The following is a 26304-nucleotide window of genomic DNA, read 5'->3' as shown; positions in this document are numbered from 1 at the left end:
GCGCAGCGAGCGTGCGCCCGCCTCGACGGCTGGGGCTTTGGAGGTGTTCACCGATTCTGTCTCGACGATTTATACACGGGGCCCCGCTGAGTGAATCACGTCTCCCTCACAAGCGCGCGTGATTAATACGTCTCCGAGCCCTTGCAACGCCTATGTCCGATCAGCTCGAAACCGCGACGCTCGGCGGCGGGTGCTTCTGGTGCGTCGAGGCGGCGCTCGAACAGCTCGCCGGCGTCGAGTCGGTCACCTCCGGCTACGCGGGCGGCGACGTCGACGACCCCACGTACAAGCAGGTCTGCTCCGGCAACACCGGCCACGCCGAGGTCGTGCAGGTCGAGTTCGACCCAGACGTGGTCGCCTACGACGAGGTGTTGGAGGCGTTCTTCGAGATCCACGACCCGACCCAGCTCAACCGGCAGGGCCCGGACGTGGGGAGCCAGTACCGCTCGATCGTCCTCTATCACGACGAGGCCCAGCGCGAGGCCGCCGCGGCCTACGTCGAGGCGCTCGACGAGGAGTACGACGACGACGTGGTGACGGAGCTCGACCGGCTGGAGACATTCTATCGGGCAGAGGAGCACCACCAGGACTACTTCACGAAGAACCCGAACGACGCCTACTGCACCTTCCACGCGAAGCCGAAGATGGAGAAGGTGCGCGAGAAGTTCGAGGCGAAGGTCGCGAAGTAATCGGTGAATTCCGCAGTGAACGCCTTTTGAGTCCCGGCCGATCGCAGATGACCGACTGACTACTTTGCGAGGAACACCTCCAAAGCCCCAGCCGCGAGGACTCGCGTGGCTCGCTGCGCGCTTCAGTCGCTCGCGTTGCTCGCTCCCTGCAGTGCTTGCGTCGCCAAGCGTCGTCCTCGCGGCTGCCCCTTTGAGTCCCACCCGACTGCACCGCCCCGCAGCCTCACGCCTCCCCAACCTCGTCGCTCGCTCGGGGCTCCCTTCGGTCGCCCGCTACGCTCGCGACTCCCTCGCGCGTGCTGGCTCGCGGCCTGTCGGCCGCTCGCAGGCACGCGCCGACCGCCTCATTCATTTATAAGCAATACTCGCCCGCTCCGGCGTCGTTCCCGAATCGGTTCGCCCGGGAACCCGGCCCCGGAACGGTAGACCTTTGCCGTCGCCCGTGCGACCGTTCGTATGGTCTCGCTGGGACTGGTGGTGGCGCGGTTCAACGACTCCGTCACGGAGCCGATGGCCGAGGCCGCCCGCGAGGCGGCCGCCGACCGCGACGCGGTCGTCGTCGACGAGGTGAGCGTGCCGGGGGCGTACGACAGCCCCCTGGCCGCCGACCGGCTCGCGCGCCGGGACGACGTCGACGCCGTCGCGGTCGTCGGCGCCATCGTCACCGGCGACACCGACCACGACCACGTCATCGCGAGCGCGACCGCCGAACAGCTCACGCGCGTGAGCCTCGACCGCGACACCCCGGTGACGTTCGGCGTGAGCGGCCCGGGGATGTCCGGCGCGGAGGCCCGCGAGCGGATAGACAAGGGCGCGGAGGCGGCGAACGCCGCGATCGACCTCGCGGAGGAGCTCGAATGAGCGCCGGAGACGACAGACGGACCCAACGACAATGAGCGACGCATACGACTTCTCAGAGCGGATCGGACGCGTAGAGCCCAGCGCGACGCTGGCGATATCGAACCTCGCGGCGGAGAAGGAGGCCGAGGGCGCCGACATCGTCGACCTCTCGGTCGGCGAGCCCGACTTCGACACGCCCGAGAACGTCGTCGAGGCCGGCAAGGCGGCCCTCGACGCGGGCCACACGGGGTACACCTCCTCGAACGGGATCCCCGAGCTGAAGGCGGCGATCGCCGAGAAGCTCCGCGGTACCGGGATCGACGCCGACGCCGACGAGGTGATCGTCACCCCCGGCGGCAAGCAGGCCCTGTACGAGACGTTCCAGACGCTGATCGACGACGGCGACGAGGTCGTCCTCCTCGATCCGGCGTGGGTCTCATACGAGGCGATGGCGAAGCTCGCCGGCGGCGACCTCTCCCGCGTCGACCTGTCGCCGCACGGCTTCCAGCTGGAGCCCGCGCTCGACGATCTCGCGGAGACGGTGTCGGACGACACCGAACTGCTCGTCGTCAACTCCCCGTCGAACCCCACGGGCGCGGTCTTCTCGGAGGCCGCGCTGGAGGGCGTCCGCGACCTCGCCGTCGAGCACGACGTCGCCGTGATCGCCGACGAGATCTACGAGCGCATCATCTACGACGCCGAGCACGTCTCGCTCGCGAGCCTCGACGGGATGGCCGACCGCACGGTCACGGTCAACGGCTTCTCGAAGGCGTACTCGATGACCGGCTGGCGGCTCGGCTACCTGCACGCCACGGACGACTTCGTCGGCCAGGCTGGGAAGCTCCACTCGCACTCCGTCTCCTGCGCCACGAACTTCGTGCAGCGCGCGGGCGTCGAGGCGCTGGAGAACACCGACGAGTCGGTCGAGGAGATGCGGCGGGCGTTCGCCGACCGCCGCGACCTCCTCGTCGACCTGTTCGACGAGCACGGCGTCGACGTCGACGTCGGCGACGGCGCCTTCTACATGATGATTCCGGTCGCGGACGACGACCAGGCGTGGTGCGAGGCCGCGATCGAGGAGGCCGCGGTCGCCTGCGTCCCGGGCAGCGCGTTCAACGCGCCCGGCCACGCCAGGATCTCGTACGCCGCGAGCGAGGAGCGCCTGCGCGAGGCGGTCGACCGGCTCGTCTCGAACGACCTGCTGTAGTCGCGGCGCCCGACCGGCGGTCGAATCGGCCGAGTTCGGGAATCCGCGGTGCGTTTTTACCGCTACTCTACGAATTTACCGGGTGGTGGTACCATGTACCACGACATCCTGTACCCGACGGACGGGAGCACCGGGTCGGAGGCGGCGGCGGCGCACGTCGGGGAGCTCGCGTCCGCGTTCGACGCGACCGTCCACGTGCTCCACGTCGTCGACACCCGCGAGGGCGGCCTCGGACTGAGCGGGGCGTTCCTCGACGAGGAGAGCCAGGCGATGAGCGGACGGTCGCCCGAGGGGGGATACATCGGCCGACACGAGGACCGGCTCGACCGCGACGAGATCGCCGACGAGCTCGCGGAACACGCGCGCGACCTCCTCGGAACGGAGACCGGGTCCGAGACCGGGACCGAATCCGAGACGGGGACCGAGTCGTCCGAGGGGATCGACCTGGAGGTCGCCGTCGAGATGGGAACCCCCCACTCGGCGATCCTGGGATACGCGGACGAGCGCGACGTCGACCTCGTCGTGATGGGGACGCACGGCCGGACCGGCGTCGAGCGCTACCTCCTCGGCAGCGTCACGGAGAAGGTGGTGCGCATGGCGGACGCGCCGGTGGTGACGGTCCGGGCCGACGAGGGCGAGTGACCGCGCGCGCCGATTTTTCCGGGAGACACCCCCCGGTGCGACGTTCCGAAACCCTTACTCCCCGAGCGCGACACCTCGGCGTATGAGCGATACGTCCGAGTCGACTGGTGACGCGGCGGGGGGCGAGTCGGGCGACGCGGACTCGCCCGACGGGTCCGACGCCGCGGCCGTCGACGCCGAGGAGGTCCGTCACGTCGCGGAGCTGGCCCGCGTCCGGCTCGCCGACGACGAGGTCGACGAGTTCGCGGCGCAGTTCGGCGACATCCTCGACTACTTCGAGGCGCTCGACGAGGTCCCCGAGACCGAGCGCGAGGAGGACCTCGTCAACGTGATGCGTCCCGACGAGGTCGAGGCGGGACTCACGCAGGCGGAGGCGCTGTCGAACGCCGAGGAGACGGAGGACGGCTACTTCGTCGGCCCGAAGGTGTCGTGATGGCGGCCGATCTCAACCTGTTCATCACCGAGGAGACGGTCGAGGGCGACGCGGACGCCGAGGGCCCCCTGGCCGACAAGACCGTCGCGGTCAAGGACAACATCTCCACGGAGGGGATCCGGACGACCTGCGGCTCCGAGATGCTCGCCGACTACGTCCCGCCGTACTCCGCGACGGTCGTCGACCGCCTCGCGGCGGCCGGCGCGACGGTCGTCGGCAAGGCGAACATGGACGAGTTCGGGATGGGGACGACGACGGAGACCTCCGCGTTCGGTCCCACGCGGAACCCCGTCGACCCGGAGCGCGTCCCGGGCGGCTCCTCGGGCGGATCGGCCGCGGCGGTCGCCGCGGGCGAGGCCGACCTCGCGCTCGGCTCCGACACGGGCGGGTCGGTGCGCTGCCCGGCCGCGTTCTGCGGCGTCGTCGGGATCAAGCCGACGTACGGGCTCGTCTCGCGGTACGGGCTCGTCGCGTACGCGAACTCCCTCGAACAGATCGGCCCGATCGCGGGCACCGTCGAGGAGGCGGCCGCCGCGCTCGACGTCATCGCGGGGCCGGACCCGAACGACGGGACCACGCGCGATCTCGCCGACGTGGAGGGCGCCGACCCCGACCCGAACTACGCCGCGGCCGCCGACGGCGACGTCGACGGACTGACGGTCGGCGTCCCGACCGAGCTGTTCGAGGGCGCCGACGAGCGCGTCGTCGAGACGGTCGAGGCCGCGATCGCGGACTTAGAGGCGCGGGGCGCGGAGACCATCGAAATCTCGCTCCCGTCGGTCGAACACGCGGTCCAGGCGTACTACGTGATCGCGATGGCGGAGGCCTCCTCGAACCTCGCGCGCTTCGACGGCGTCCGGTACGGGAACCGCGCCGAGTCGGACGGGAACTGGAACGAGTCGTTCGCGGAGACGCGCGAGGAGGGGTTCGGCGCGGAGGTCAAGCGCCGGATCCTGCTCGGCACGTACGCGCTCTCGGCGGGCTACCACGACAAGTACTACGAGAAGGCGCAGGACGCCCGCGCGTGGGTCCGGCGGGACTTCGAGGAGGCGTTCGCGGACGTGGACGTGATAGCGTCGCCGACGATGCCGGTGCTCCCCTTCGAGCTCGGCGAGAGCCTCGACGACCCGCTGCGGATGTACCTCGCGGACGCGAACACGACCCCGGTGAACCTCGCGAACCTCCCGGCGATATCGGTGCCCGCGGGCGAGGCCGACGGGCTTCCCGTCGGGCTCCAGCTGGTCGGCCCGAAGTTCGACGAAGAGACCGTGATCCGCGCCGCGAGCGCGGTCGAAGACGCCGACTGAGAACGCCGCAGTCGGCGCTTAATCCGCGTTAAACCGCCTTGAGCGTCTCGGCCGGTTATGTGCCTCCCGCCCGTTCCCCCGGGCGCATCATGACCGAATCCGAGTCGCCGGCGACGGACGCGTTCGACCGCGAGACCGTTCGCTCCGCCAGTCGGGTCGCTATCGCGGCGCTCGCGCTGGTGGGGGTGTTATACCTGTTCACGCTGCTGCCGGGCGTCGACCGCCTGGTCCCGCTCACGCCGGTCACGTTCGCCGCGGTCGCGGGCGCCGTGGTGACGGCCGCGGTCGTCGCGCTCCTCCTGTACGCCGCGCCGAGGGTCGCCTCGCTGACGCGCGCCGCGCTCCACCGGACGGACGCCGCGGAACGCGTCGAGCGCGTCGCCGAGAACGGCGCCGCGCTGGCCTACTGGCTCGTCGTGCTCGCGGCCGTGCTGGTCGCGCACCGCGGGTTCGCCGGCGCCGTGGTCCCGCTGCTCGACGGGTTCGCGTGGGCGTACGACGCCGCGTTCCTGGTCGCGTCGTTCGTCCCGCTCGTCTTCGTCGTGGCGCGGCTGACCGTGACGGTCGACCCGCTCTCGACGCTCGTCGCCGACCGCGTGACGGACCCCGAATCACCGGCGGAAGCCGATGGCGACGCGGACGGCCCCGAGGCGGCGACGGCCGGCGACGAGTCCGGCGGCCCCGCGACCGGGGTCGACGCCGCCGACTCGCACGGCCACTCGATCGAGGAGCGGTGGGGAGTCGACGACGAGTTCGGAGAGGCGGCCGACGACGGGTCCGAAGGAGCGGCCGACGGCGAGTCGGCCGACGGATCGGCGGATCCCTGACGGGTGAGACGGGATCGGACCGTCCCGGATCGTCCCCGGATCGTCCGTACCCGCCCCGGATCGCCCCCGGATCGCGATCCGGAACGTCCATACCCGCCCCGGTGAACGGGGAGGTATGGCGCTGACCGACGAGGAGCGGAGCCGGCTCGCCGACGTCGTCCGGCTCCAGCCGACGAAGAACGGCGAGCTGCAGGACGCGTGGGGGCTCGACAGCGGCAGCGAGGTGCACCAGTACCTGCAGAACCACCTGAAGGAGTATTACTACCGCGACGACGACAGCCTGATCCGGTCGACGGCGGAGGCGAACGACCTCGTCGACGTCGAGCCCGGGATCGAGGCCGACGCGGTCGCGAAGGGCGGCGCGCCGGAGACGATCCGCGTCCCGGAGCTGGTCGCGCAGGTGTTCGAGGTCGTGGCCGGCCCCGACGAGCGCTCGCAGTCGGTCGTCAGCGTGCTCAACGCGGTCCGCGAGGCGTACGACGTCGACCCCGAGGTCGACGAGGTGCGGCGCGCGCTCCGGACCCTCGAACGCAAGAACGTCGTCGAGGTCGTCTACCGGACCGTCCCCACGTTCAAGCTCGCCGTCGAACGCGACGAGATCACGGTCGAAGTGAGCGAATAAGCGATCGACTGGGGTTTATATTTACAAATAGTCGACGCTGGACGATTCAGACGCGTCTCCGAAGGCCCAGCCAATCATTTATAAATTATCGACAGCTGATCGACGGTGAAGCCCTCCAAAGCCCCAGCCGCGAGGGCGGCGCACGCTCGTTGCGCTCCTCGCTCAGTCGCTAGCGCTCCTTCGCTGCGGTGCTTACGTCGCCTGCGCCGCCCTCGCGACTGCCCCTTTGAATCCCACCCCGCACGCACCGCACCTCACGCCTCCCCAGCCTCGTCGGTCGTCCTCCGCGTTGCTCCGGACGACCGACTCCCTCGTGCGGGCTGCTCGCGCCCTATCGGGCGCTCGCAGGCGCACGCCACCGCACTCTATCTATATGTAGTCGTAGCCAGCCGCGGTCACATCCCCATGTCGGCGGCGGCGTCGGGGACCGGGAGGTCGTTGACGGCGACGCCGAGCAGCTCCGCGGCGTGGTCGAGCGCCATGTCGAACCCGTAGTAGCGCTCCAGCTCGTCGCCGGCCGGCCCGGGTCGGACCTTCAGCATCGCGTACCCCTCGACGTTCTGTGCGACGGTGGCCTCGCCGCCCCCGGTCGAGAACGTGAGGCGCCGCTCGCCGTCGGCCACCTCGTATCGCGCCGCGATCCCGTTCGCCTCGGCCTCGGTGGACTCGGTCTCGCCCTCGGTCGACTCCGCCCCGGTCTCCCCGCCGGGCGTCGTATCGCTCATACTCCGGGTAGGGACCGGTGCCTGTCGTATCTGTCGGTCGTCGAGGGCGGTGACTGGGGCGGAGGCGGGGATCCGTCGTCTCGCCTTACCGCGGGTCCCAGCCGTGGAATTCGTCGCCGTCCTCCAGTTCGAGGTCGAACGCGTCGATCATGCCCCCGAGTCCGGCGTACCCCTGCGCGAGCGCCGCGATGCCGACGACCGTCTCGTCGTCGTAGCGGGCGGCGGTCTCCTCGTGAGCGACCGCGTCGACCTCGCGGCGGACGACCGCGACGGCGTACTCGACGAGCGTCGTCTCGTCGCCGTCGAGGGGTGACAGGTCACCGGTGCCGATCCCGGCGATGACCTCGTCGTCGATCCCGACGTCGCGGGCGATGTTGACGTGCTGGTGCCACTCGTAGCGGTTGCGCGTCTCGCTCGCGGCGGCGAGGATGACGAGCTCGCGGTCGCGCTCCGAGAGCCCGCTGTCCGTCCACAGCGAGCTCAGGAACGAGCGCAGCCCGGCGAGCACCTCGGGATTGTTGCCGAGCGACCGGTAGACGTTGAGCGGCTTCCCCTGAAGCGACGACTCCAGCAGCTCCTCGTACTCCGCGGGCACGTCCGACGCGTCGGCGTATGGAACGCGGGCCATGTGGGGGAGTCGTCGTCGGTCGGGATAGCTGTGGGTGTCGCGGACGGCTCCGCCGGATCGACTCGGAAGCGGATCGATTCGGAAGGGGGTCGATCCGGAACGCGGACCGGTCCGGGAAGGCAAGGTTAAGGGACGCGACGCGCCTATCGCCGCCAATGAGCACCGAGGTGTCGCGGCGGCGGGCGTGGGTGATCGCCGCGCGGCCGCAGACGCTGCCCGCGGCGGCCGCGCCGGTGATCGTCGGCGTCGGGCTCGCGCTCCGGACCGGCGCGTTCGCCCCGCTCCCGGCGCTCGCGGCGTTCGTCGGCGCGGCGCTGATCCAGGTCGGTACCAACTTCGCGAACGACTACTACGACGCGATCCAGGGCGCCGACACGGACGACCGCGAGGGGTTCACCCGCGTCGTCGCCAGCGGCCTCATCGAGCCGGCCGAGGTGAAGCGGGCGATGTGGCTGACGTTCGCGGCCGCGATCCTCGTCGGCACGTACCTCGTCTACGTGGGGGGCGTCCCGATCCTCGCGATCGGCCTGGCGTCCGTCGCCGCGGGGATCGCCTACACCGGGGGGCCGTACCCGCTCGGCTACCACGGGCTCGGCGACCTGTTCGTCTTCCTCTTCTTCGGCGTGATCGCCGTCACCGGCACCTACTACGTGCAGGCGGCCGCCCTCGTCGGCGAGTCGTTCCCGCTGTGGATCCCAGAGGGCACGGTCACCCTCGCGGCCGTCGTCGCCAGCCTCCCGATCGCCGCGCTCTCGACGAACATCCTCGTCGTCAACAACGTCCGCGACCGCGAGGAGGACGCGGCGACCGGGAAGCGCACCCTCGCGGTCCGGTTCGGCTACCGGTTCTCGCGCGCCCAGTACGTCGGGCTCCTCGCGCTCGCCTACCTCACGCCCTTCTGGTTCCTCGCCCGGGGCGACGGCCCCGCGGTGCTGCTCCCGCTCGTCACGCTCCCGCTGGCGGCCGCCGTCGCGCGCACCGTCCTGACGGAGACCGCCGGCGACGCGCTCAACCCCGCGCTGGAGTCGACCGGGAAGCTCCTCGCGGCGTACGCCGTCGCGTTCGCGGTCGGCCTCGCGGTCTGACCGTGCGACTCCGCCCATTCTCCGTCGGCCTGACGAGGCCGCTCGGTACGGCACGCGGGGAGATCACGGAGCGCGAGGGATTCGTGGTCGGTGTCGGGACAGAGGACGGCGTACCGGCTCCGGGCGTCGGCGAGGCCGCCCCGCTCCCCGGCTGGACCGAGTCGCCGTCGGCGTGCGAATCGGCCCTGCGGGGCGTCGGGACGGACGACGGCGGTCTCCGCCCCGACGCGCTCGATCGGATCGACCCGGGCGAGACGCCGGCGGCGCGACACGGGCTCGCGCTCGCGCTCGCGGACGCCGCGGCGCGTGGGGAGGGGCGGTCGCTGGCCGCGCACCTCTCGGCCGCGCGCGACCTGCCGACGCCGGCCGCGTCGGTCCCGGTCAACGCGACGGTCGGCGACGGCGACCCGGAAGCGACCGCGGCCGCGGTCGAGCGCGCCGTCGACGACGGGTTCGACTGCGTGAAGGTGAAGGTCGGCGCGCGCTCGCTCGACGCCGACGTCGAGCGCCTGCGCGCGGTCCGGGAGGCGGTCGGCGACGGGGTCGCGCTCCGGGCCGACGCGAACGGCGCGTGGGACCGGGCGACCGCCGGGGCGGCCGTCGACCGCCTCGCGCCGCTGGACCTCGCGTACGTCGAGCAGCCGCTCCCCGCCGACGACCTCGACGGCTCGGCGGCGCTCCGGGAGGGCCGCGGCGACCGAGACCGCGACGCCGACGACGAGGACGGCGGCTCCGCGGTCCCGATCGCGCTCGACGAGTCGCTGGCGCGGCGCGACCTCGACACCGTCCTCGCCGCCGACGCGGCCGACGTCGTCGTGCTGAAGCCGATGGCGCTCGGCGGGCCGGACCGCGTGCTGGCGGCGGCGAAGCGGGCGCGGGCGGCGGGCGTCGAGCCCGTGATCACCACCACGATCGACGCCGTCGTCGCGCGGACCGCCGCGGTCCACGTCGCGGCCGCGGTCCCCGACGTCGCCCCCTGCGGGCTCGCCACCGCCTCGCTCCTCGCCGACGACCTCGCGCCGGACCCGTGTCCGGTCGCTGACGGGGAGGCGTCGGTGCCGAACGGTCCCGGACTCGCCGGCGACGCGTTCGACGGGCTCTTTTAGCTGACCGGGCAGACTCGCCGTCGGATCGACTACCGCTCGACGACCTCGATCGTCCCCTCCATGTCCCGCGTCTGGTGGGGCGTGCAGACGTACTCGTAGGTCCCCGGCTCGGCGAACTCGCGTTCGAACGCGTGGCCCTCGGCGGCCGCGAGCCCGGAGTCGAAGGCGCCGCCCCGGTCGACGACGTTGTGGCTCCCGCCGACGCCGGTCCACTCCCAGACGACGGTCGTCCCGACGCCGACCCGGACCGCCGCCGGCGCGAACGAGAACCCGCCGTCCGCGCCGACCGCGACCGCGACGGTCTCCGCGCCGGTCCGGTCGACCGTCTCCGTCTCGCCCTCGTCGCCGCCGGGGAGGAGCGCGCCGGTACAGCCCGCGATCCCGGCGGCGGAGGCGGCGCCGACGGTCCCGAGCAGGTCGCGTCGCGTTCGCGCGTTCATACCGGTGATATGGCCCGGACGAGCTAAAGGGCCCCGAGAGCGATCCTCAAGAGCGTAGCGCCGCGAGGGCGACGAGGGAAAGGGGCTTGTACGGCCGCGACCGAACGGCACGGTATGAGCGAGTGGACAGACGCGATCGTCGGCGAGCGGATGACCGTCGACAACCAGTTCACGGACCGGGTGGCGGCCTCGCGGTTCTCCAGCCAGGAGTGGGGCCTGATCATGACCGCGACCGAGTTCGAGATCGAGAACGCGGCCGATCCCGACGACGCCCGGATCGTCGCCGACACCTCCAGTCTCCCGGCGATCATGCCGGAGCTGGAGAACGTCCGGTCGCAGGTCGCCGCGATGGGCGGGGCGCCGGGAGGGGACGGCGACTCCGGCGGCTCCGGCGGCGGCGGCCTCGTCGACTCGATCAAGGGCGCGCTCGGGCTCGGCGGCTCCGGCGGCGGGGGCGGCGGGTCGGACGAGGAGCTCGACGCCGCCGAACGCCTCGTCCAGGAGTACGCCGACGAGCTGCAGGCGCACCTGGAGGACACCGGGAAGTGGGAGCAGGTCAGGGTCGCGTATCAGGAATAGACGGACGACCGCGGCCGGCGGGCGCGGCGCCGGTCAGTCCATGTCGCCGCTGCGGAACAGCGTCAGCTCCTCGGCCTCGTAGATGTTGATCAGCTCGCTGACGATCTCGTCGTACTCCTCGTCGTCGACGCGGAGCGCGTCGAGGCGCTCGACCGTCTCCTCGTCGAGGTGAACCTGTGGCATGGGCGGCGCTTCGTCGGGTAGAGAGTAAAAATCCTCGGTGATCCTCGACGCGGACGCGGACCGACCCGGCTCACTCGCTCACTCGCCGCGCCGCTGCTCCGTCCGGTCGGTCCGGTCCGTCTCGTCGTCCGCGCGCTCCGCGAGGGACCGCTCGGCCAGTCGCTCGATGTCCGACTCGGTGAGACCGTCGCAAGGGAGCAGAAGTCGCCCGTCGAGTCTGACGACGGAGTCGTCCTCGCGGAGGAGCGCCAGGATCTGCGAGGAATCGAACTCTGAGGCAGCGGTGCGCTCCGTCCCGGCCAGTTCGGACAAGTCACTTGAGCCGTCGAATACCTGCGATACCTCGGTTCCGATTCGACCAGACTGCGTCAGGATCGACCTTCGGCGAAGGCGGTACGACATCGGCGACCGCGAGTTAAAGTAGTCAGCGTGCTTCGAGAGGATTTGGTCGGAAGCAACCGACGCGGCCGGGCAGCAGACACACCGAACATCCGTTTTGTCAGAGATACCGGAGAGGGAAACACTCGCATCTGTCGGGACCGAGGCGGCCAATAACGCCACCAGCGACCGAACCGAGCGACGGTCCAGACACTGCGCGGCGACGATCGATCCCATGCCGCCGTTTTCGACGACCCGTACGCCCTCCCGGACCCCGTCGGTCCCCTCGAAAATCGTCAGCGCCGGCGCGTCGTCGAGGTCGCCGAGCGCGACGGCGCCGTCGGACGCGACGACCGCCCCGTCGCCGACCGGGAGCCCGCACTACGCGATGTCCGTCTCGGGGTCGGCGAGGACGGCCGCGGCGGTCGCCGCGTCGGGTCGGTCGATCACCGTCCACTCGCCCACCCCCTCCGGGACCGCCGGATCGGAGAGCGCGCGACGGACCGTCGCCGCGCGGTCCGGCGAACCGACCAGCGCGACGACTCGGACCTCGCCGCGTGCGGTCGTCTCGCGCTGGAGCCGATTCTCGTAGCTCGCAGGGGTCGACACCGACGTACCGGCGGGGAGCGGGTCGTCGTCCGGGCTCGGGACCTCGTTCGCCGGGGAGAGCCACGGGGACGTGGCGAGCGCCGCCGGCGCCTCGGGGTCGTCGGGCTCCGCCGCACCGCGAACCCGGACCGGAGCCAGCACGTGCGCGAGGTGAGGCAGTAGCTCGGCGCCGGCGGGCCCCGGACGGAGCACGGCCTCCGTCGGCCAGTCGGGCATGTACGGCGCCACCGTCTCCGGGTCGACCTCGAGGTACTCCATGAGGCGCTCGCTCATCGACAGGTCGGCGAGGTTCGGGGGATAGAAGGGGAGCTCCGGGCCGACCTGCTCGTACTCGTACCGATCGGAGGGGACGTACCCGTCCGTCCGCGCGAGCGTGTCGAGGAAGAACCACGTCCGGAGCAGCTCCTCGGCGCGCGCTTCGAGCGCGACCCCGTCGGTCGGCAGGGGCTCGACGTACCCGGTGTCGAGCCGGACCGCGGGCGCGTCGCCGACGACCATCCGCGCGCCGAGATAGTACGAGAGCGTCGAGAGCCGGTAGACGTCCGCGTACTCGGGGCGGACGACCACCTCGACCCCCGTGTCGGGCCGGGTCAGCGGGCTCGGGATCCTAAGCTCGTCGCCGCGCTCGATCCGCGGCGGGTACCCGCGGAGCGTCGGCCACGAGCGCTCGGGCGAGAACTCCTTGATCGACGAACCGAGCACCGAGACCGCCTCCGCGAGCGCCGTCGGGTCGTCCGGCACGGTGATCGTCGCCTCCGGCCGCGTATGGCGCGAGCGCGCACCGACGGAGACGGTGACCGGCCGGTCGAATTCGACGTCGACGGGACCCGATTCGACCGTACCAGTCGTCGACGGGCCGACGTCGACGACGCGGACGAACGTCTTCGTCGCGCCGCTCACATCGAAGCAGTAGGACCCGCGAGGGAGTTCCATCGGATCGTCGAGGCGGGCGATGAACTCGCCGTCGTCCGACCGGACTCTCACCGACGAGTAGTCGGGCACGGAGAAGGAACTGGCTTCGAAGCTGACCGCGTCGTCGACCGGGAACGGGAACAGTTCCGTGAGCGCGGACTGCGGGTCGACCTCGCGGTCCAGCACCAGCCGGAGTTCCGCGCCCTCCAGTTCGTCGCGGACGCGGAGCGTCTCCCCGTCGACCTCGAATCCCACTCGCCCCCCGAACGCGTCGTCTCTCACGGCTAACTGATGTATCACCAACAGGTATGAGGCTGTCGGTAGATGTCCCCTATTTGCCGTTTCTCGGCCGTGAAAGACGCGTTCTCCGTCTCGTGCTAACAGCCGTGACAGCAGCCTTTACAGCCGTCGGACGCGACGAGCCCGCATGGACGAGACCGCGGCGGCGGCGCTCCGCGAGGCGTTCCCGGAGCGGTCGGTCGAGCGCCTGACCGACGTCGGCCCCTCGTGGAACGGCGGCAACGAGACGGTCGGCGTCGCCTTCGCGGACGGCGGTCGGGCGTTCTGCAAGGTCGCGGTCGACGGCGACGGCGCCCGGATCGCCCGCGAGCTGGCGGTGCTGCGGCACGTGGCCGCCGAGCGGCCACTCACGGTTCCCGAGGTGCTCGCCGCCGACCCCGACGCGGCCGCGCCCTACCTCGTCACGGCCCCCGCGCCGGGCCGCGAGCTCCGCGGCGCGTGGGAGGAGCTCGGCGGCCGGAGCGGAGGAGACGGGGAGGCGGACCGAGCGGCGCTCCTCCGCCGCGTCGGCGCGACGCTGGCGACGCTCCACGCCGAGCGGTTCGAGGCGCACGGGGAGATCGCCGGGGGCGACGGGCGCGGCGGGCTCAACCTCGACCGCGCGCCGTGGCCCGACGTGCTCTTGCGGACGGTCGAGCGAACCCGCCGGATCGGCACGTCGGAGCGGCTCGCACACCACTACGACGCCGCGATCGACTGTATCGAGGCGAACCGCGACCGCCTCCGCGACGCCCCCGCCGCGCTCCTCCACGGCGACGTCGCGATGCCGAACCTGTTCGTCGCCGACGGCGGGAACGGTCGCGGCGGGGCCGACGGGGCGGGCACGACCGACGGGATCGTCCCGATCGACTGGGAGCTCGCCCACGTCGGCGACCCCGCCCGCGACCTCGTCAGGGCGGAGGACCAGCTCCTCAGCGGGTTCGACGAGCGGGGACCCGAGCGCTACGCGGCGGCGCTACGCGCGGGCTACGCAGAGCGCGCCGGCGGGCTCCCGCCGGGGTTTGAGGAGCGACGCCCGATATACGAGGTCGTCAGGATGCTCGGACGCTCGGGGTTCATCGACCAGTGGACGACCTACCTCGGCGAGCCGACGGCCGACCTCGTCGACCGCGCGGAGGCTGAGCTGGCGGCGCGGCTGGCGGCGGTCTGAGGTCGGCGGTCTGCGCCCGGTGGTTGAGATCGACGGTCTGCGGTCGGTGAGAAACGGTCGAGCGCCTCTCAGCGGCTCCACGCCGCGTCGTCGGGATCGATGCGACGGTCGCCCGGGGCCAACGCGTCGACCTCGTCGAGAACGGCGGGCTCGACGTCGGCGTCGACCGCGCCGAGGTTCTCGCCGACGTGGTCGCCCGTCGCCTTCGGAATCGGCGCGACGCCGCGAGCGAGCGCCCACGCGAGCGCGAGGACGGCCGGCGAGCGGTCGGCCCGCTCGGCGACGCCTCTGAACTCCTCGTCGTCGAAGAGGTCGCCGCGGGCCAGCGGCGAGTAGCCGACGAGGCGGTGGTCGAACTCGGCGGCGAGGTCGCGGAGCTCTCGCTGTTGGAACCTGGGGTGACACTCCACCTGATGCGCGGCGATCGGCGCGTCGAGGATCCCGCGGGCCTCGCGGAGCAGCTCCGGCGTGAAGTTCGAGACGCCGACGTGGTCCGTGAGCCCCGCGTCGCGCAGCTCGTCGAAGACCGGCAGGGTCGTCTCCGCGTCGTACGCGCGAGTGGGCCAGTGGACGTACAGCAGGTCGACGCGGTCGAGCCCGAGCCGGTCGAGGCTCTCGCGGGCCGTCTCGCGGACGTCCTCGGGCGCGAGGTTCTCCGGGTGGACCTTCGTGGCGACGACGACGTCGTCGCGGTCGACGTCGGCGGCGGCGATCCCCTCGCCGACCGCGGCCTCGTTGTCGTACATCTGCGCGGTGTCGACGTGGCGGTAGCCGGCCTCCAGGGCGGCGGTCACGGTGGCGGTGCACTCGTCGGGGTCGTCGAGCCCGGACGTGCCGAGCCCGAGCGGCAGTTCCAGCGGCGGCATACCGTCCGGTTCCGGCCCGGACGTCAAAAGGGCGCGCTCACCGGAACGGATCGCGGGATTCCGGCGAACGGCCGCGGAGCGCGCGGTGACGGGCGCTCGACGGCCTTCCCACCGCCTTGGAAACCGCTCCGCGTTATATGAATCGCGGGGATGCTACGTTCGCCCATGACCGACGGGATCCACGTCGAGCTCTCCGTCTCCGCCTGCGACCGCTGTCCCGTGGCCGCGCTCTCGTCGAGCACCGCGGTGGAGGACCTGCGCGTCGACGCGGCGGACGACCGGGTCGAGTTCGTCGCCGACGACCCGCCGGACGACCCGCCGACCGGACTCGACCTCGTCGAGTTCGGCGGCCGGGCGCACGGGCGATACGAGATCGAGTGCGGACGCCCGGCGACCGATGGTGGCCGCGCAGCTGACGACGCGGGCACGGACGGTGGCCGCGCAGTCGACGACGCGGGCACGGACGGTGGCCGCGCAGCTGACGACGCGGCCACCGACGGCGGCGTCGTGATGGGCGCGGCCGAGGCCGGCGATCCGACGGACGCGCCGGGGACCGAACCGAGCGCCGACGCCGTCGACCCCTCGCCGCCGACCGAGAGCGACGCGGCCTGCGTGGGGTGTTCCTGCGGCGGGCTCCCGGCGGCGTTCGAGAACTTCCCCGTCTCGCCGCGTCGGACGGCGATGGAGGACGGAGAGCTCCGGCTCTCCTTCGTCCTGACCGGCCACGAGGAGCTGCGGGCGATCGTCGACGAGTGCGAGGCCGCCGGGCTCGGCGTGGAGCTCCGGCGGCTCTGCGTCGACCGCGGGGGCGAAGCGGGGGAGTTCGGCGGCGACGTGGTCCCCGTCGACCTCGCCGGCGTGACCGACAGGCAGGCCGAGGTCGCGACGGTCGCCGCAGAGAAGGGGTACTTCGAGGCTGGCGGCGCCTCCGCCGCCGACGTCGCGGCCGAGTTCGACCTCGCGAAGTCCACGGTGTCGGAACACCTCCGGACCGTGACGGCGGCGCTCTTCTCGCAGACGTTCGGGGACGGCGCCTGACGGAACGGGCCGCGTTCGCGGCGGGCGTCGCCGCGGTCGCGCTACGCGCGAGGCGGGTCGCGTTCCGCGCGACGGAACCTGGCTACCGGAGCCGGTCGACGGCGCGCTCGTACGCGTCGTCCTCCCGGACCCGATCGAGGTACCGCCTGTAGACGAGCGCGATCTCGCGCTTCTCCTCGTCGTGCCACTCCCGCGGCTCGCGCTCGACGCGCTCGCCCTCGTCCGTCTCGTACTTCCGTCCGCCGGGGTACTTCGCGTAGCGCATCGCTCGCGTCCAGCCCATCTGCAGGTACTTGCGCGCCATGTCCATCCCGACGAGGTCGCCGTCCTCGCGGTACTCGCGGTACCGGTCGTGGATCGCCGCCGCGCCCTCCTCGGCGTCGGACCGCGTCGCGATCCCCCACAGCGGGAGGAGCTCGCTCTTGTACGGCTCGATCTTGAACGCGCCGCGCTCGTCGTCCGTGTGTCGGTAGCGCTCGGGGTGTTCCCGGAAGTCGAGGTCGTACTCGGGGCCGTCCTCGACCTCGGGGACGTCGCCGCGCACGGGGTCGGCCATCGCCCCCGCTTCGGCCCGACTCCGAATGGGCGTTTCGGCGCGGCTCGGTGGCGGAGGAGGCGAGAGGGGAGGAGAAGAGAGGTGGAGAGAGGAGAAGAGAGGAAAAGAGAGGTGGAGAGAGGAAAAAAGAGGCGGAGACCGCTCCCGGTCGCGTTCAGCCGCCGGGGCCGTCGGGACCGTCGGAGGGGTCCGCGTTCGCCGTCGGCCCCGACTCGGCCGCGCCCCCGCCGAGCAGCTCGGGGCCGCCGTGTCGGACGACGGTGGCGACCGCGTTGGCGGCGAACAGCAGCGCGCCGGCGACGACGAGCGCGCCGCCGAGGGGCCGAACGACGCCGGCGGAGAGCCCGGTGCCCGGCCCGACCGAGGCGAGCGCGGGGGAGAGCGCGGCCGCGAGCAGGAGGGCGGCGCCGAGGACGGTCGCGGCGAGGTCGGCGGTCGCGACGCGGGCGTCGTAGAGGTCGTCGATCGCGGGCACGCGCTCCAGCCCGACCCGGTCGGCGTACCGGTCGAGCCAGACGATGAACGGGACGACGTGGTAGAGGCTCCCGACGACGACGAAGCCGACGAGCGCGCCGAGCAGGACGGGCCCGACCCCGGGGTGGCCGAACCGGACCGCCGGACCGAAGGGGTCGACGACCCACGTCGCGGCCGCCGTCGCGCTCCACGCGAGCGTCGCGACGGCGACGACCGCGTACCGCGGGAGCATCGGGGTCGCCGGCGCGGTCGCGTCGCGGAGCCGCCGGAGGAGGACTCCCCCGGCGGCCGCCGCGCCGCCCGCGGCGAGCAGCCCGCCGAGGGCGGCGAGGGGCGCGACCCGGAACAGCCGCCCGCCGGCGAGCAGGGTCACGCCGACCGGATACGCCGCGGTCTCGACGCGCGCGAGCCGCTCCTCGACCGGGAGCGAGTCGGTCTGGGTGAACATCGGACCGAGCTGGTACAGGGCGCCGAAGACGGTCGCGAGGACGGCGCCGAGGACCGCGAGCGTGACGTGCGCGTCGACGACCGCGATTCGCGAGAGCCCGAGCGGGGCGAGCACGCCCCAGCGGTAGTCGGCGGCGAGGCTCCCGCCGAGGACCGCCGCGAGCGCGAGGAAGCCGAGCGCGAACGCGAAGTGCCCCTCCGTGACGTCGAGGGGGCGGGCGCGCCACAGCGTCCGGGCGAGGTTGTAGACGAAGACGGCGAATCCGAGGACGATGAGGCCCGCGAACAGCGCCGCGTCCGCCGGCCGTCCGACCCGGAGCCCGCCGGCGAAGCCGCCGACGCCGACCGCGACGGCGACGAGCTGGAGCGTCGCCAGCCGCTCGGAGTGGAGCTCGACGCCGGACCAGACGGGAACGAACTGGGTCATCGCGCCGAGGATCGTGAGGCACACCCACCCGACGAGCAGCAGGTGCGCGACGGCGATCCCGCCGAGGGGCGCTCCCGCGCCCGGCACGCCCGCGACGCGCGAGAGCGCGAGCGCTCCGCCGGCGGCGAGGAACGCCAGCCCGACGAGGAAGTGGCGGAGCGGGATCGTGGTGGGCGGACGCGTCGAGGTCGTGAGATCGCCGGGGACGCCTCGCATGCGATCGCGTACGGCCCGCGGGCCCCTGTTCGCGTCCCCGAACCTGTTCGGGGGTAGTCGCCTCCCCCCCTCCCGGCCGAACCCCCGAACAGGTTCGGGGTAAACGACGGGCGCGTGGAGGACGAACTCCGACCCATGCCACGGGAGACATCGGTCCTCGAAGCCACGGACGCGCCGGCGGACCGGCCGACCGAGAGCCTCGACGTCGCCGACCTCGGCCCGCCGGAGCCGCTTCGGCGGACGCTCGAACTGCTCGCCGACCTGTCGGACGAGACCGTGCTGGTCCAGCGCAACGACCGGGTCCCGCGGTTCCTGTTCCCGAAGCTCGACGACCGCGGCTACGCGTACGAGACGGTCGAGACGGACGACGGCGTCGTCACGGCGATCTGGGCCGCGGACGGCGATGGAACGGCGGAGGGAGACCGATGAGCCTCCTCGGCGGCTCCGAGCCCGAGTTCGACGACCCGGACGAGTTCGTGCCGGAGCACGTCCCGGAGCCGGGCGCGTTCCTGACGGACCACGACGTCCTCGCCGGCGAGGACCACGTCGCCGTTCACCGACACGCGAGGGACGCCTTCGAGGAGTACGGCGTGTACGATGCCACGTTCGGCTACAACCTCGCCCGGCTCAACCTCGACCCGCGACACCCCGACGCCGGCTTCCGCTACGCCGAGGAGGCGGACGACCCGACGACGCTCCGCGCCGAGTTCACGCCGACGACGCGGTTCTGTCCGCAGGCGGAGCCGCTGGCGGTGGGCGCCTTCCGCGCGTTCGACGCCGTCGGCGACCACGGCTACGACCTGGTCCGGGTCCGCGTCGACCCCTCGCTCAACGGGAGCGAGGCGGTCAACGACCGGCTCGCACGGATGGCGTCCGGCGGCGAGCCGCCCGCCGGCGACGGAACGGACGGGTCGGACGCCGCCGGCGCGAGCGGTCCGACGAGTCCCTTCTGACCGCGCTCCCGTCCGCGACCGACCGGTCAGAGGGGGGGCGAGCGCGAGCGGCGTCGAACATGTTCCCGCGAACGCCCATGTCGGACCGCGGCGCACGTCCGGGCATGAGCGACGCCGAATCGGTCCTCGACGTGCGCGAGCGCGACGCTCCGCCGTTCCCGGTCATCAGCGACGCGCTCGACGAGCTCGGCCCGGACGAACGGCTGCGGCTCGTGAACGACTTCGAGCCGGTCCCGCTGTACGACGTGCTGGCGGACCGCGGCTTCGAACACGAGACCGAGCGGGTCGACGACGACGAGTGGCACGTCACGATCGAGCGCGTCTGAGCGGCGGCGACCGCGACCGCCGTCGCGGCCCTTTTTATACCCCGAGCCGAACAGTTCGGCTCGCGACCCCGGTGTCCGAGAATCCTCGCCGAAGGTATTCCCCCTACTCTCCTACGTCGAGACGCGTAACCCGACGCGCGCTCGACCAGCGAGCGGACCTCGCCGGACGGCGGAACCGACGACGACCGCACCCCGACCACCCACCGATGCCACAAGCACGACTCCTCGTCGACCTTCCCGACGGCCCGTGGATAGCCGACGTCTCGCGCGAGTTCCCTGACGCGGGGTTCCGCGTGCTCACCGCGGTCCCCGGCGAGGAGGCCGGCTTCGCCCTCGTCAGGGTCACCGCCCGCGACGTCGACGCGGTGCTGTCGGCGATGGGGTCGCACGACGCGCTGACCTCCGTGTCGGTGATGGCGCGGGAGGAGGGCGTCGCCACGGTCCGGATCGAGACGGACGCGCCGCTGCTGCTGCTGGCCGCGAAGCGCTCCGGCCTCCCGATCGAGATGCCGCTCGACATCGAGGACGGGGTGGCGGAGGTCGAGGTCACCGGCGAACACGAGCGCGTCGCCGAGATGGGCCGCCGGCTGAGCGAGCTCGGCCTCTCGTTCGAGGTCGAGCGCGTGCGCCAGCGCGTCGACCCCGCCCGCCTGCTGACGGACCGACAGCGCGAGCTCCTGCTCGCGGCCGTCGACCTCGGCTACTACGACGTCCCGCGGGAGGCCACTCTGACGGAGGTCGCGGAGCACGTCGGGATCGCGAAGTCGACGTGCAGCGAGACGCTTCAGCGCGTCGAGCGGACGGTGGTCCGGGAGTTCGTCGACGAGCTCCCCAGCCGACCCGTCGGCGCCGAGATCGCGGCCGCCGACCACTGATCGCGAGCGACCGTTCCAATGACATCCACTACCGACGACCACGACCACGACGAGACCGCCGAACCGATCACCGACCGGGTCCACGACAACTCCTGGTCGGCGAACTTGGAGGAGCCGAAGTACGCCGACGACCCGGAGCTGGCGGTCCGCGACGCGCTGGCGGCGGTCGACCACACGGCCTCCGGGAACCACGTCAACCTCGTCACCCACGGCGACCTCGGTCACCCAAAGGAGTTCCTCTACGACGCGCTCCGCGAGGAGCGCGACGGCCTCGACCCGGAGTACGTCGAGCGGTGCGGGTGCGGCGGTCACGTTACCCGCGTGGACGTGCCCTGAGAGGGTGGCACCCGGCGTCCGCCGCCACTCTTAATCCGCCCGCCGCGTAGGTGCGCGTGTGCCTCCCGAACCGACCCTGCCGTTCGCGGACGGTCGGGGGGCGATCGGGGACCTCGCCGACCCGGTGCTCGCGGACCCGTCGCCGCCGCTGTTGACGGCGGTGATCGAGGCGTACCGCGAGGCGGCGCCGGCGGTCGTCGAGCCGGACCTCTCGACGCTGCGCGGGCTGACGTCGACCGAGGGCGCTCCGGGACCGTCGCCGGACTCGCCCGTCTCGGAGCTCCCGACGCTCACCGTCCTCGCGACCGACCGCGCGATCGACGCCGTCGTCGACGAGTTCCGCCGCGCGAGCCGGCTCGCGGCGCTCGCGGAGGCGGGCGTTCTCGACCTCCGAACGCTGTCGGAGCCGCAGCCGAACCCGGCGCTCGTCGGCCGAGAGACGGGTCACGTGCTCGTCGCGGTCGGGGGCCGGGAAGACGGCGACGCGACCGCGACGTGGTGCCGCGTCGGCGACGACCCCGCGCTCCGAGAGCGCTACGTCCCGCTCGTCGAGGCGGCCGAGGGGCGCCGCCCGCGGGCGCCGAGCCGCCGCCGCGTGTACGAGTCGGTCCGGGAGCGCTGCGGCGTCGCCGTCGCGGACGACGTCGTGCGGGCCTTCGACGCCGGAGTCGTCGAGGGTCCCGGCGGCGACGCGGTCGGGGGCGACCCCCTCGACCTGGCCGGGGCGCGGCGTCGGGCGTACGTCGCCGGCGCCCGCCGCGGCGCGCTCGACCGCGACCTGCGCCGCGCCTTCGAGGACGCGGGGCTCGGGAGCTCGGCGACGTTCACGCGGGTGAAGCGGAAGCTCCGAGAGTCGGGGCTGCTCGGCACGGAGTCGGTCCCCCAGCCGGTCGGGCGGCCGCGGGAGCGGCTCGTCGCCCGCGGCGCGCTCGCCGAGGCGGACGGGCCGGGAGAAGCGGTCGCGGCGGCCGCGACCGCGGTCGAGCGATAGACGATCGAGCGATAGACGGTCGAACGGCGGGACGGTCGGAGCGCCCCGACGCCGACCGCCCTCAGTCGTCCCTCGTCTTGATGTCGGCCGAGAGCCCCTGCGCCATCTCGATCTCCGTCGAGTTGTTCAGGGTCCACGCGGTGCGGTCGGTGACGGCCTCGATGGCCTCCCGGGCCGAGGGGTAGCCGTTGCCGGACTTCTTCACGCCGCCGAAGGGGAGCTGGACCTCGGCGCCGATACAGGGGAGGTTCCCGTACGCCAGCCCGAGCTCCGCGCGGTCGCGGTAGTAGTTGATCTGCCGGTAGTCCTCGGAGATGACCGCGCCGGCGAGGCCGTACTCGGTGTCGTTCTGGATCTCGACCGCGCGCTCGATGCCGCCCTCGTACTCCAAGAGCGCGACGTGCGGCCCGAACACCTCCTCGTGGGTGCACCGCAGGTCCGCGTCGGGGTCGGCCTCGTAGACGAACGGGCCGATCCAGTGGCCGTCCGCGTGGCCGTCGGGGACCTCGTCGGCGTCGAGGTCGGTGCGGTCGACGAGGACGTTCACGCCCTCCTCGCGGGCGAGCGCGTTGTACTCGGCGACCTTCTCGTGGTGCTCCGCCTCGATGAGCGGGCCCATGAACGTCTCCTCGTCGAGCGGGTCGCCGACCGCGACGGACTCCGCGATCTCCACGAACCGCTCTTTGAACTCGTCGTACACGTCGGCGTGGACGATCAGGCGCTCGGACGAGACGCAGCGCTGGCCGGTCGTCTTGAACGAGGACATGACGGCCGAGTGGACCGCGACGTCGAGATCCGCCTCTTCCGTGATCACGATCGCGTTCTTGCCGCCCATCTCGCAGGCGGCGCGCTTGCCGGCGACGCCGCCGAGCTTGTCCTGAATGTGGTGGCCGACCTCGGCCGAGCCGGTGAACAGGACCGTCTCGACGTCGTCGTGCTCGACGATCGCGTTGCCGGCGTCGCCGAACCCCTGTACCATGTTGAAGACGCCGTCGGGGATCCCGGCGTCGTCGAACATCTCCGCGATGATCTGCGCGCACCACGGCGTCTGCTCGGCCGGCTTGAACACGACGGTGTTGCCCTCGACCAGCGCGATGGCCATGTGCCAGTACGGGATGGCGACCGGGAAGTTCCACGGGGTGATACAGCCGGTGACGCCGCGGGGCTTCCGGCGCATGTACGCGTCCTTCGACGGGATCTCCGAGGGGACGATGTCGCCCTTCGGGTGTCGGGCGTCGCCCGCGGCCCACTCGACCATGTGCGCGGCCTCGACCACGTCGGCCTTCCCCTCGCTGATCTCCTTCCCGCACTCCTTCGTGACGACCTCCCCGAGCTCGTCGGTGCGCTCGCGGAGCTCGTGGTACACGTCCCAGAGGTACTCCGCGCGCTGGATCCGGGAGAGCTCGCGCCACTCGTCGAACGCCTCGTCGGCGGCGTCGACCGCGCGCTCGACGTCCGCGGGGGTCCCCCGACGGAACTCGCCGAGCGACTCCCCGGTCGCCGGGTTCTCGCTCTCGAAGGTCTCGGAGCCCGCGCCCGAGACCCACTCGCCGTCGACGTAGTGTTGGTACGGCTGCGACATAGGCGGTGCTTGCCCTCGCTCCGTCCAAATATCCCACCCGACCATGGTCGGCAGAGTCTTTGTGATCCGCTGCCAAGGAGGCGACAACGATGGCAACGACCGACGCGGCCGGGGCGGGCGAGTGGTCCGGGACCCGGCTCACTCTCGACCTGTGGCACCCGAACTGCTGGGCGATCGAGGCGACGAGCAGGACCGACGGCGGCGTGCTCGCGCACGCCATCTACAACTCGCCGCGGACCGACGCCGACGCGCCGAACTCGGTGAACGGCCTGTTCACGGCGTTCGCCGACACCAACGAGGAGGTCGAGGCGCTGCTCGACGCGATCCGCGACTCCGACCGCGCGGGGAACCTGCTCGAACTGCAGGAGCGGTTCGGACGCGCGAGGGACGCCCCGGGCAACGTCGTCCGCGAGTTCTTCCTGGAGTACGACCCGGCCGACATGGTGTGTCCGACGCTGCTGGAGCACGGGTTCGTCCACAGCGCGCCGGTCCGGATCGAGGACGGGCGCGAGGAGTGGCAGGTGTGCTTCGTCGGCGAGCGCACCGACATCCGGGAGGCGCTCGACGCGGTGCAGGCGGACTCTGGCGCCGAGGTGACCGTGGAGTCGATGTCGTCGTCGGGCCACGCGGGCCGGACCCCGCGCGAGCAACGGCTCGACACGCTGACGCCCACGCAGCGGGACGTGTACGAGCACGCCCGCGAGGCGGGGTACTACGAGTGGCCGCGTCAGGCGTCGACGCGCGAGCTCGCCGACGACATGGGCGTCTCGAAGACGACGCTGCTCGAACACCTCCGGAAGGCGGAGTCGAAGCTGCTGGACCCGTAGTTCGAAGTCGACGATTCCCTACCCCGTCGCGACCTCTGATAGGCGATATCCTTCGAATCCCGTGCGGCCAGTAGAGACAGAGCGGCGATCGATACAGACAGAGCGGCGATCGATAGCGGGAGTAGGTGTCGTAGGTCGTGAGCGAGGCCGTTTATCAGTCGAATCGCGGTGTTGCTGTCGGTTGTTTATAACTGATCGGCGCTACCGCGGTGGGCACCTCCAAAGCCCCAGCCGCTCGGTTATAATCGATCGCGAGGAGATCTGCGGTGAACTCCTCCAAAGCCCCAGCCGTGAGGACAGCGCACGCTCGCTGTCGTTCGAAAGGCGCTCCGCGCCTTTCGTGATGACGAGAGAGCGAAGCTCTCTCGAACCACGCGCTTCGGTCGCTCACTTCGTTCGCTCCCTCCAGTGCTTGCGTCGCCTGCGCTGTCCTCGCGGCTGCCCCTTTGAGTCCCGCCTCGCCCCGCACAGCACCACGCCTCCCCAGCCTCGTCGCTCACGCCCTGCGGGCGTTCGCGACTCCCTCGCGCGGCGCACCTCGCGGCCGCCACCGGCGGCCGCTCGGAGGCGCGCGCCACCGCATCCGTCATTCATAAGCGATCGTCACCGTCGCTCACGGCTATTTAAATACGGTTACGCAGACACCGATCTGCAGTACTCACTCCCGCGTTCAATCGCAAGTACGGTTCGACGGAGTCCGACGATCGACGCCCGAGCGCGATTCTCGGTCGAACCCGCTCAGCTCCCGACGACCGCCCGCAGCGCGAACAGCGCGTTCGACTTGCGCTCCCGGATCCGCCGGTAGAAGTAGGAGAACCACTTGGAGCCGTACGGGATGTACTGGTACACCGCCACGTCGTCCTCGGCCGCGAGCTCGAACTGCGCCGACTCCCGGACGCCGGTCAGCATCTGCACCTCGTAGGGGGTGCCGTGCTCGGCGTGCAGCTCCTTCGCGTAATCGATCATCGCCGGGTCGTGACTCCCGACCGCGACCCCGTCGTCGAACGCCTCGAACATGTACGCGAGGCAGTCGCGGTAGGACTCGTCGACGCGGGCCTTCTTTTTATACGACAGCTCGGCGGGTTCGTCGTAGGCGCCCTTGACGAGCCGGACCTTCCCCGGGAGGTCGGCGAGCCGTTCGAGGTCGTCGCGGGTCCGCTTCAGGTTCGCCTGGACGCAGACGCCGACGTTGCCGTCGGTCGCGACCGCGTGGCGCTCGAACGCGTCGAGCGTCACGTCGGTGGTCTCGTGGTCCTCCATGTCGATCCAGACGAACGTGCCGCGGCCGTCGGATCCGGTCGCCGCGGGCGAGTTGGCCGCCTCGACGATCCGCGCGAGGTTCTCCTCGAAGACGGCGTCGCCGACGTCGAGCCCGATCTGGCTGGACTTCACGGAGACGCAGGCGTCGACGCCGCGCTCCGCGATCGCCTCGACGAGGTCGACGTACGCGTCGGCGTCGGCGTCGGCGGGCGGACGCTCCTCGTAGTGCTCGCCGAGCAGGTTCAGGATGCCGGCCACGCCGCGGTCGTTGAGCCCCTCGACGTGGGCGAGCGCCGCCTCCGGCGTCTCCCCGGCGACGAAGTTGCTCGCGATGGGCGGGATCATACGATCACCGCGGATCCCCATCGGTATATATGGGCACCCGACCAATTATTTCATTACAGTTTGAAGTGAATAAATACTCGTCACGACCGTCGCGCCGGACGAAAAGAACATATGGGATCGACC

General features: G+C 71.8%; 29 protein-coding genes and 1 pseudogene. 20 read left to right on the top strand and 10 right to left on the bottom strand.

Annotation, left to right across the window (positions count from 1 at the left end):
- Positions 1-152: 152 nt before the first annotated feature.
- The 8 genes from msrA (at position 153) to ACFQMF_RS06865 (ending at position 6567) form a co-directional block, all read left to right on the top strand.
- Complete coding sequence (msrA, locus tag ACFQMF_RS06900; RefSeq protein ID WP_256409403.1) at positions 153-689, top strand: peptide-methionine (S)-S-oxide reductase MsrA; 537 nt, start codon at positions 153-155, stop codon at positions 687-689.
- Positions 690-1145: 456 nt separating this feature from the next.
- Positions 1146-1550 (top strand): 6,7-dimethyl-8-ribityllumazine synthase, encoded by a 405-nt coding sequence (ribH, locus tag ACFQMF_RS06895; protein ID WP_256409402.1) that lies wholly within the window; start codon positions 1146-1148, stop codon positions 1548-1550.
- Positions 1551-1581: 31 nt separating this feature from the next.
- Positions 1582-2736: a pyridoxal phosphate-dependent aminotransferase gene (locus ACFQMF_RS06890; protein WP_256409401.1), complete on the top strand. Its 1155-nt coding sequence runs from the start codon at positions 1582-1584 to the stop codon at positions 2734-2736.
- Between the two features lie 93 nt (positions 2737-2829).
- The gene (locus ACFQMF_RS06885) at positions 2830-3378 is read left to right on the top strand and encodes a universal stress protein (RefSeq protein ID WP_256409400.1); all 549 of its coding nucleotides are present in this window, start codon (positions 2830-2832) and stop codon (positions 3376-3378) included.
- 82 nt (positions 3379-3460) lie between these two features.
- Positions 3461-3811, top strand: a complete 351-nt coding sequence (gene gatC / locus ACFQMF_RS06880) for an Asp-tRNA(Asn)/Glu-tRNA(Gln) amidotransferase subunit GatC (RefSeq protein ID WP_256409399.1) — start codon at positions 3461-3463, stop codon at positions 3809-3811.
- Positions 3811-5118 (top strand): Asp-tRNA(Asn)/Glu-tRNA(Gln) amidotransferase subunit GatA, encoded by a 1308-nt coding sequence (gene gatA / locus ACFQMF_RS06875; protein WP_256409398.1) that lies wholly within the window; start codon positions 3811-3813, stop codon positions 5116-5118. The genes gatC and gatA overlap by 1 nt, the downstream gene beginning before the upstream one ends.
- A gap of 89 nt (positions 5119-5207) precedes the next feature.
- The gene (locus tag ACFQMF_RS06870; protein WP_256409397.1) at positions 5208-5945 is read left to right on the top strand and encodes a hypothetical protein; all 738 of its coding nucleotides are present in this window, start codon (positions 5208-5210) and stop codon (positions 5943-5945) included.
- A gap of 115 nt (positions 5946-6060) precedes the next feature.
- A complete protein-coding gene (locus tag ACFQMF_RS06865) occupies positions 6061-6567 on the top strand; it encodes a DUF5797 family protein (protein ID WP_256409396.1) in 507 nt (168 codons plus the stop codon).
- A 395-nt stretch (positions 6568-6962) separates the two neighbouring features.
- On the opposite strand, the gene ACFQMF_RS06860 is transcribed toward ACFQMF_RS06865, so the two are convergent.
- Complete coding sequence (locus ACFQMF_RS06860; RefSeq protein ID WP_256409395.1) at positions 6963-7292, bottom strand: DUF7111 family protein; 330 nt, start codon at positions 7290-7292, stop codon at positions 6963-6965.
- A gap of 85 nt (positions 7293-7377) precedes the next feature.
- Positions 7378-7920: a carboxymuconolactone decarboxylase family protein gene (locus ACFQMF_RS06855; RefSeq protein WP_256409394.1), complete on the bottom strand. Its 543-nt coding sequence runs from the start codon at positions 7918-7920 to the stop codon at positions 7378-7380.
- Positions 7921-8075: 155 nt separating this feature from the next.
- On the opposite strand from ACFQMF_RS06855, the gene ACFQMF_RS06850 reads away from it, so the two are divergent.
- Positions 8076-9005, top strand: a complete 930-nt coding sequence (locus ACFQMF_RS06850) for a 1,4-dihydroxy-2-naphthoate polyprenyltransferase (protein ID WP_256409393.1) — start codon at positions 8076-8078, stop codon at positions 9003-9005.
- Positions 9006-9007: 2 nt separating this feature from the next.
- On the top strand, positions 9008-10111 hold the full coding sequence (locus tag ACFQMF_RS06845) for a mandelate racemase/muconate lactonizing enzyme family protein (protein WP_256409392.1): 1104 nt from the start codon (positions 9008-9010) through the stop codon (positions 10109-10111).
- 29 nt (positions 10112-10140) lie between these two features.
- Here the strand turns inward: ACFQMF_RS06845 and ACFQMF_RS06840 are convergent, their stop codons facing one another.
- Positions 10141-10551 (bottom strand): halocyanin domain-containing protein, encoded by a 411-nt coding sequence (locus ACFQMF_RS06840; protein ID WP_256409391.1) that lies wholly within the window; start codon positions 10549-10551, stop codon positions 10141-10143.
- 114 nt (positions 10552-10665) lie between these two features.
- Between ACFQMF_RS06840 and ACFQMF_RS06835 the strand changes: the two genes are divergently transcribed.
- Entirely contained in the window at positions 10666-11130 is a 465-nt protein-coding gene (locus ACFQMF_RS06835; RefSeq protein WP_256409390.1) for a DUF5799 family protein, read from the top strand.
- 33 nt (positions 11131-11163) lie between these two features.
- On the opposite strand, the gene ACFQMF_RS06830 is transcribed toward ACFQMF_RS06835, so the two are convergent.
- Both ACFQMF_RS06830 and ACFQMF_RS06825 read right to left on the bottom strand, forming a co-directional pair.
- Entirely contained in the window at positions 11164-11313 is a 150-nt protein-coding gene (locus ACFQMF_RS06830; protein ID WP_256409389.1) for a DUF7557 family protein, read from the bottom strand.
- Between the two features lie 78 nt (positions 11314-11391).
- Positions 11392-13494 (bottom strand): annotated as a pseudogene (locus tag ACFQMF_RS06825) (hypothetical protein).
- A gap of 145 nt (positions 13495-13639) precedes the next feature.
- Between ACFQMF_RS06825 and ACFQMF_RS06820 the strand changes: the two are divergent.
- Positions 13640-14662: a phosphotransferase family protein gene (locus tag ACFQMF_RS06820; RefSeq protein WP_256409388.1), complete on the top strand. Its 1023-nt coding sequence runs from the start codon at positions 13640-13642 to the stop codon at positions 14660-14662.
- A gap of 68 nt (positions 14663-14730) precedes the next feature.
- On the opposite strand, the gene ACFQMF_RS06815 is transcribed toward ACFQMF_RS06820, so the two are convergent.
- Positions 14731-15528 (bottom strand): aldo/keto reductase, encoded by a 798-nt coding sequence (locus ACFQMF_RS06815; RefSeq protein ID WP_256409387.1) that lies wholly within the window; start codon positions 15526-15528, stop codon positions 14731-14733.
- A gap of 165 nt (positions 15529-15693) precedes the next feature.
- On the opposite strand from ACFQMF_RS06815, the gene ACFQMF_RS06810 reads away from it, so the two are divergent.
- Complete coding sequence (locus ACFQMF_RS06810; RefSeq protein ID WP_256409386.1) at positions 15694-16566, top strand: helix-turn-helix domain-containing protein; 873 nt, start codon at positions 15694-15696, stop codon at positions 16564-16566.
- A gap of 82 nt (positions 16567-16648) precedes the next feature.
- On the opposite strand, the gene ACFQMF_RS06805 is transcribed toward ACFQMF_RS06810, so the two are convergent.
- Entirely contained in the window at positions 16649-17122 is a 474-nt protein-coding gene (locus ACFQMF_RS06805) for a DUF4385 family protein (RefSeq protein ID WP_256409385.1), read from the bottom strand.
- A 154-nt stretch (positions 17123-17276) separates the two neighbouring features.
- A complete protein-coding gene (locus tag ACFQMF_RS06800) occupies positions 17277-18686 on the bottom strand; it encodes a hypothetical protein (protein WP_256409384.1) in 1410 nt (469 codons plus the stop codon).
- A gap of 135 nt (positions 18687-18821) precedes the next feature.
- Here ACFQMF_RS06800 and ACFQMF_RS06795 point away from each other — a divergent pair, with 135 nt between their 5' ends.
- From ACFQMF_RS06795 to ACFQMF_RS06770, 6 genes are all read left to right on the top strand, one after another.
- Entirely contained in the window at positions 18822-19115 is a 294-nt protein-coding gene (locus ACFQMF_RS06795; protein WP_256409383.1) for a DUF2249 domain-containing protein, read from the top strand.
- On the top strand, positions 19112-19639 hold the full coding sequence (locus ACFQMF_RS06790) for a hypothetical protein (RefSeq protein WP_256409382.1): 528 nt from the start codon (positions 19112-19114) through the stop codon (positions 19637-19639). Before ACFQMF_RS06795 ends, ACFQMF_RS06790 begins: the two co-directional genes overlap by 4 nt.
- 104 nt (positions 19640-19743) lie before the next feature.
- Positions 19744-19965 carry a DUF2249 domain-containing protein gene (locus ACFQMF_RS06785; RefSeq protein ID WP_256409381.1) on the top strand — a complete coding sequence of 74 codons (222 nt, stop codon included), beginning with the start codon at positions 19744-19746 and terminating at the stop codon, positions 19963-19965.
- A gap of 206 nt (positions 19966-20171) precedes the next feature.
- On the top strand, positions 20172-20840 hold the full coding sequence (locus tag ACFQMF_RS06780; protein ID WP_256409380.1) for a helix-turn-helix domain-containing protein: 669 nt from the start codon (positions 20172-20174) through the stop codon (positions 20838-20840).
- 18 nt (positions 20841-20858) lie between these two features.
- Entirely contained in the window at positions 20859-21176 is a 318-nt protein-coding gene (locus ACFQMF_RS06775; RefSeq protein WP_256409379.1) for a CGCGG family putative rSAM-modified RiPP protein, read from the top strand.
- A 58-nt stretch (positions 21177-21234) separates the two neighbouring features.
- Positions 21235-22167 carry a transcriptional regulator TbsP domain-containing protein gene (locus tag ACFQMF_RS06770; RefSeq protein ID WP_256409378.1) on the top strand — a complete coding sequence of 311 codons (933 nt, stop codon included), beginning with the start codon at positions 21235-21237 and terminating at the stop codon, positions 22165-22167.
- Positions 22168-22228: 61 nt separating this feature from the next.
- Here the strand turns inward: ACFQMF_RS06770 and ACFQMF_RS06765 are convergent, their stop codons facing one another.
- Entirely contained in the window at positions 22229-23749 is a 1521-nt protein-coding gene (locus ACFQMF_RS06765) for an aldehyde dehydrogenase family protein (protein ID WP_256409377.1), read from the bottom strand.
- 89 nt (positions 23750-23838) lie between these two features.
- Between ACFQMF_RS06765 and ACFQMF_RS06760 the strand changes: the two genes are divergently transcribed.
- Positions 23839-24576: a helix-turn-helix domain-containing protein gene (locus ACFQMF_RS06760; RefSeq protein ID WP_256409376.1), complete on the top strand. Its 738-nt coding sequence runs from the start codon at positions 23839-23841 to the stop codon at positions 24574-24576.
- A 738-nt stretch (positions 24577-25314) separates the two neighbouring features.
- On the opposite strand, the gene ACFQMF_RS06755 is transcribed toward ACFQMF_RS06760, so the two are convergent.
- A complete protein-coding gene (locus ACFQMF_RS06755) occupies positions 25315-26181 on the bottom strand; it encodes a proline dehydrogenase family protein (RefSeq protein WP_256409375.1) in 867 nt (288 codons plus the stop codon).
- Positions 26182-26304: the final 123 nt, after the last annotated feature.

Origin of the sequence: Halorubrum rutilum, assembly GCF_042665015.1 — an archaeon.
GTDB lineage: Archaea > Halobacteriota > Halobacteria > Halobacteriales > Haloferacaceae > Halorubrum > Halorubrum rutilum.
Note: the sequence above shows the minus strand (reverse complement) of the source record. Positions and strands in the feature narration are given on the sequence as shown.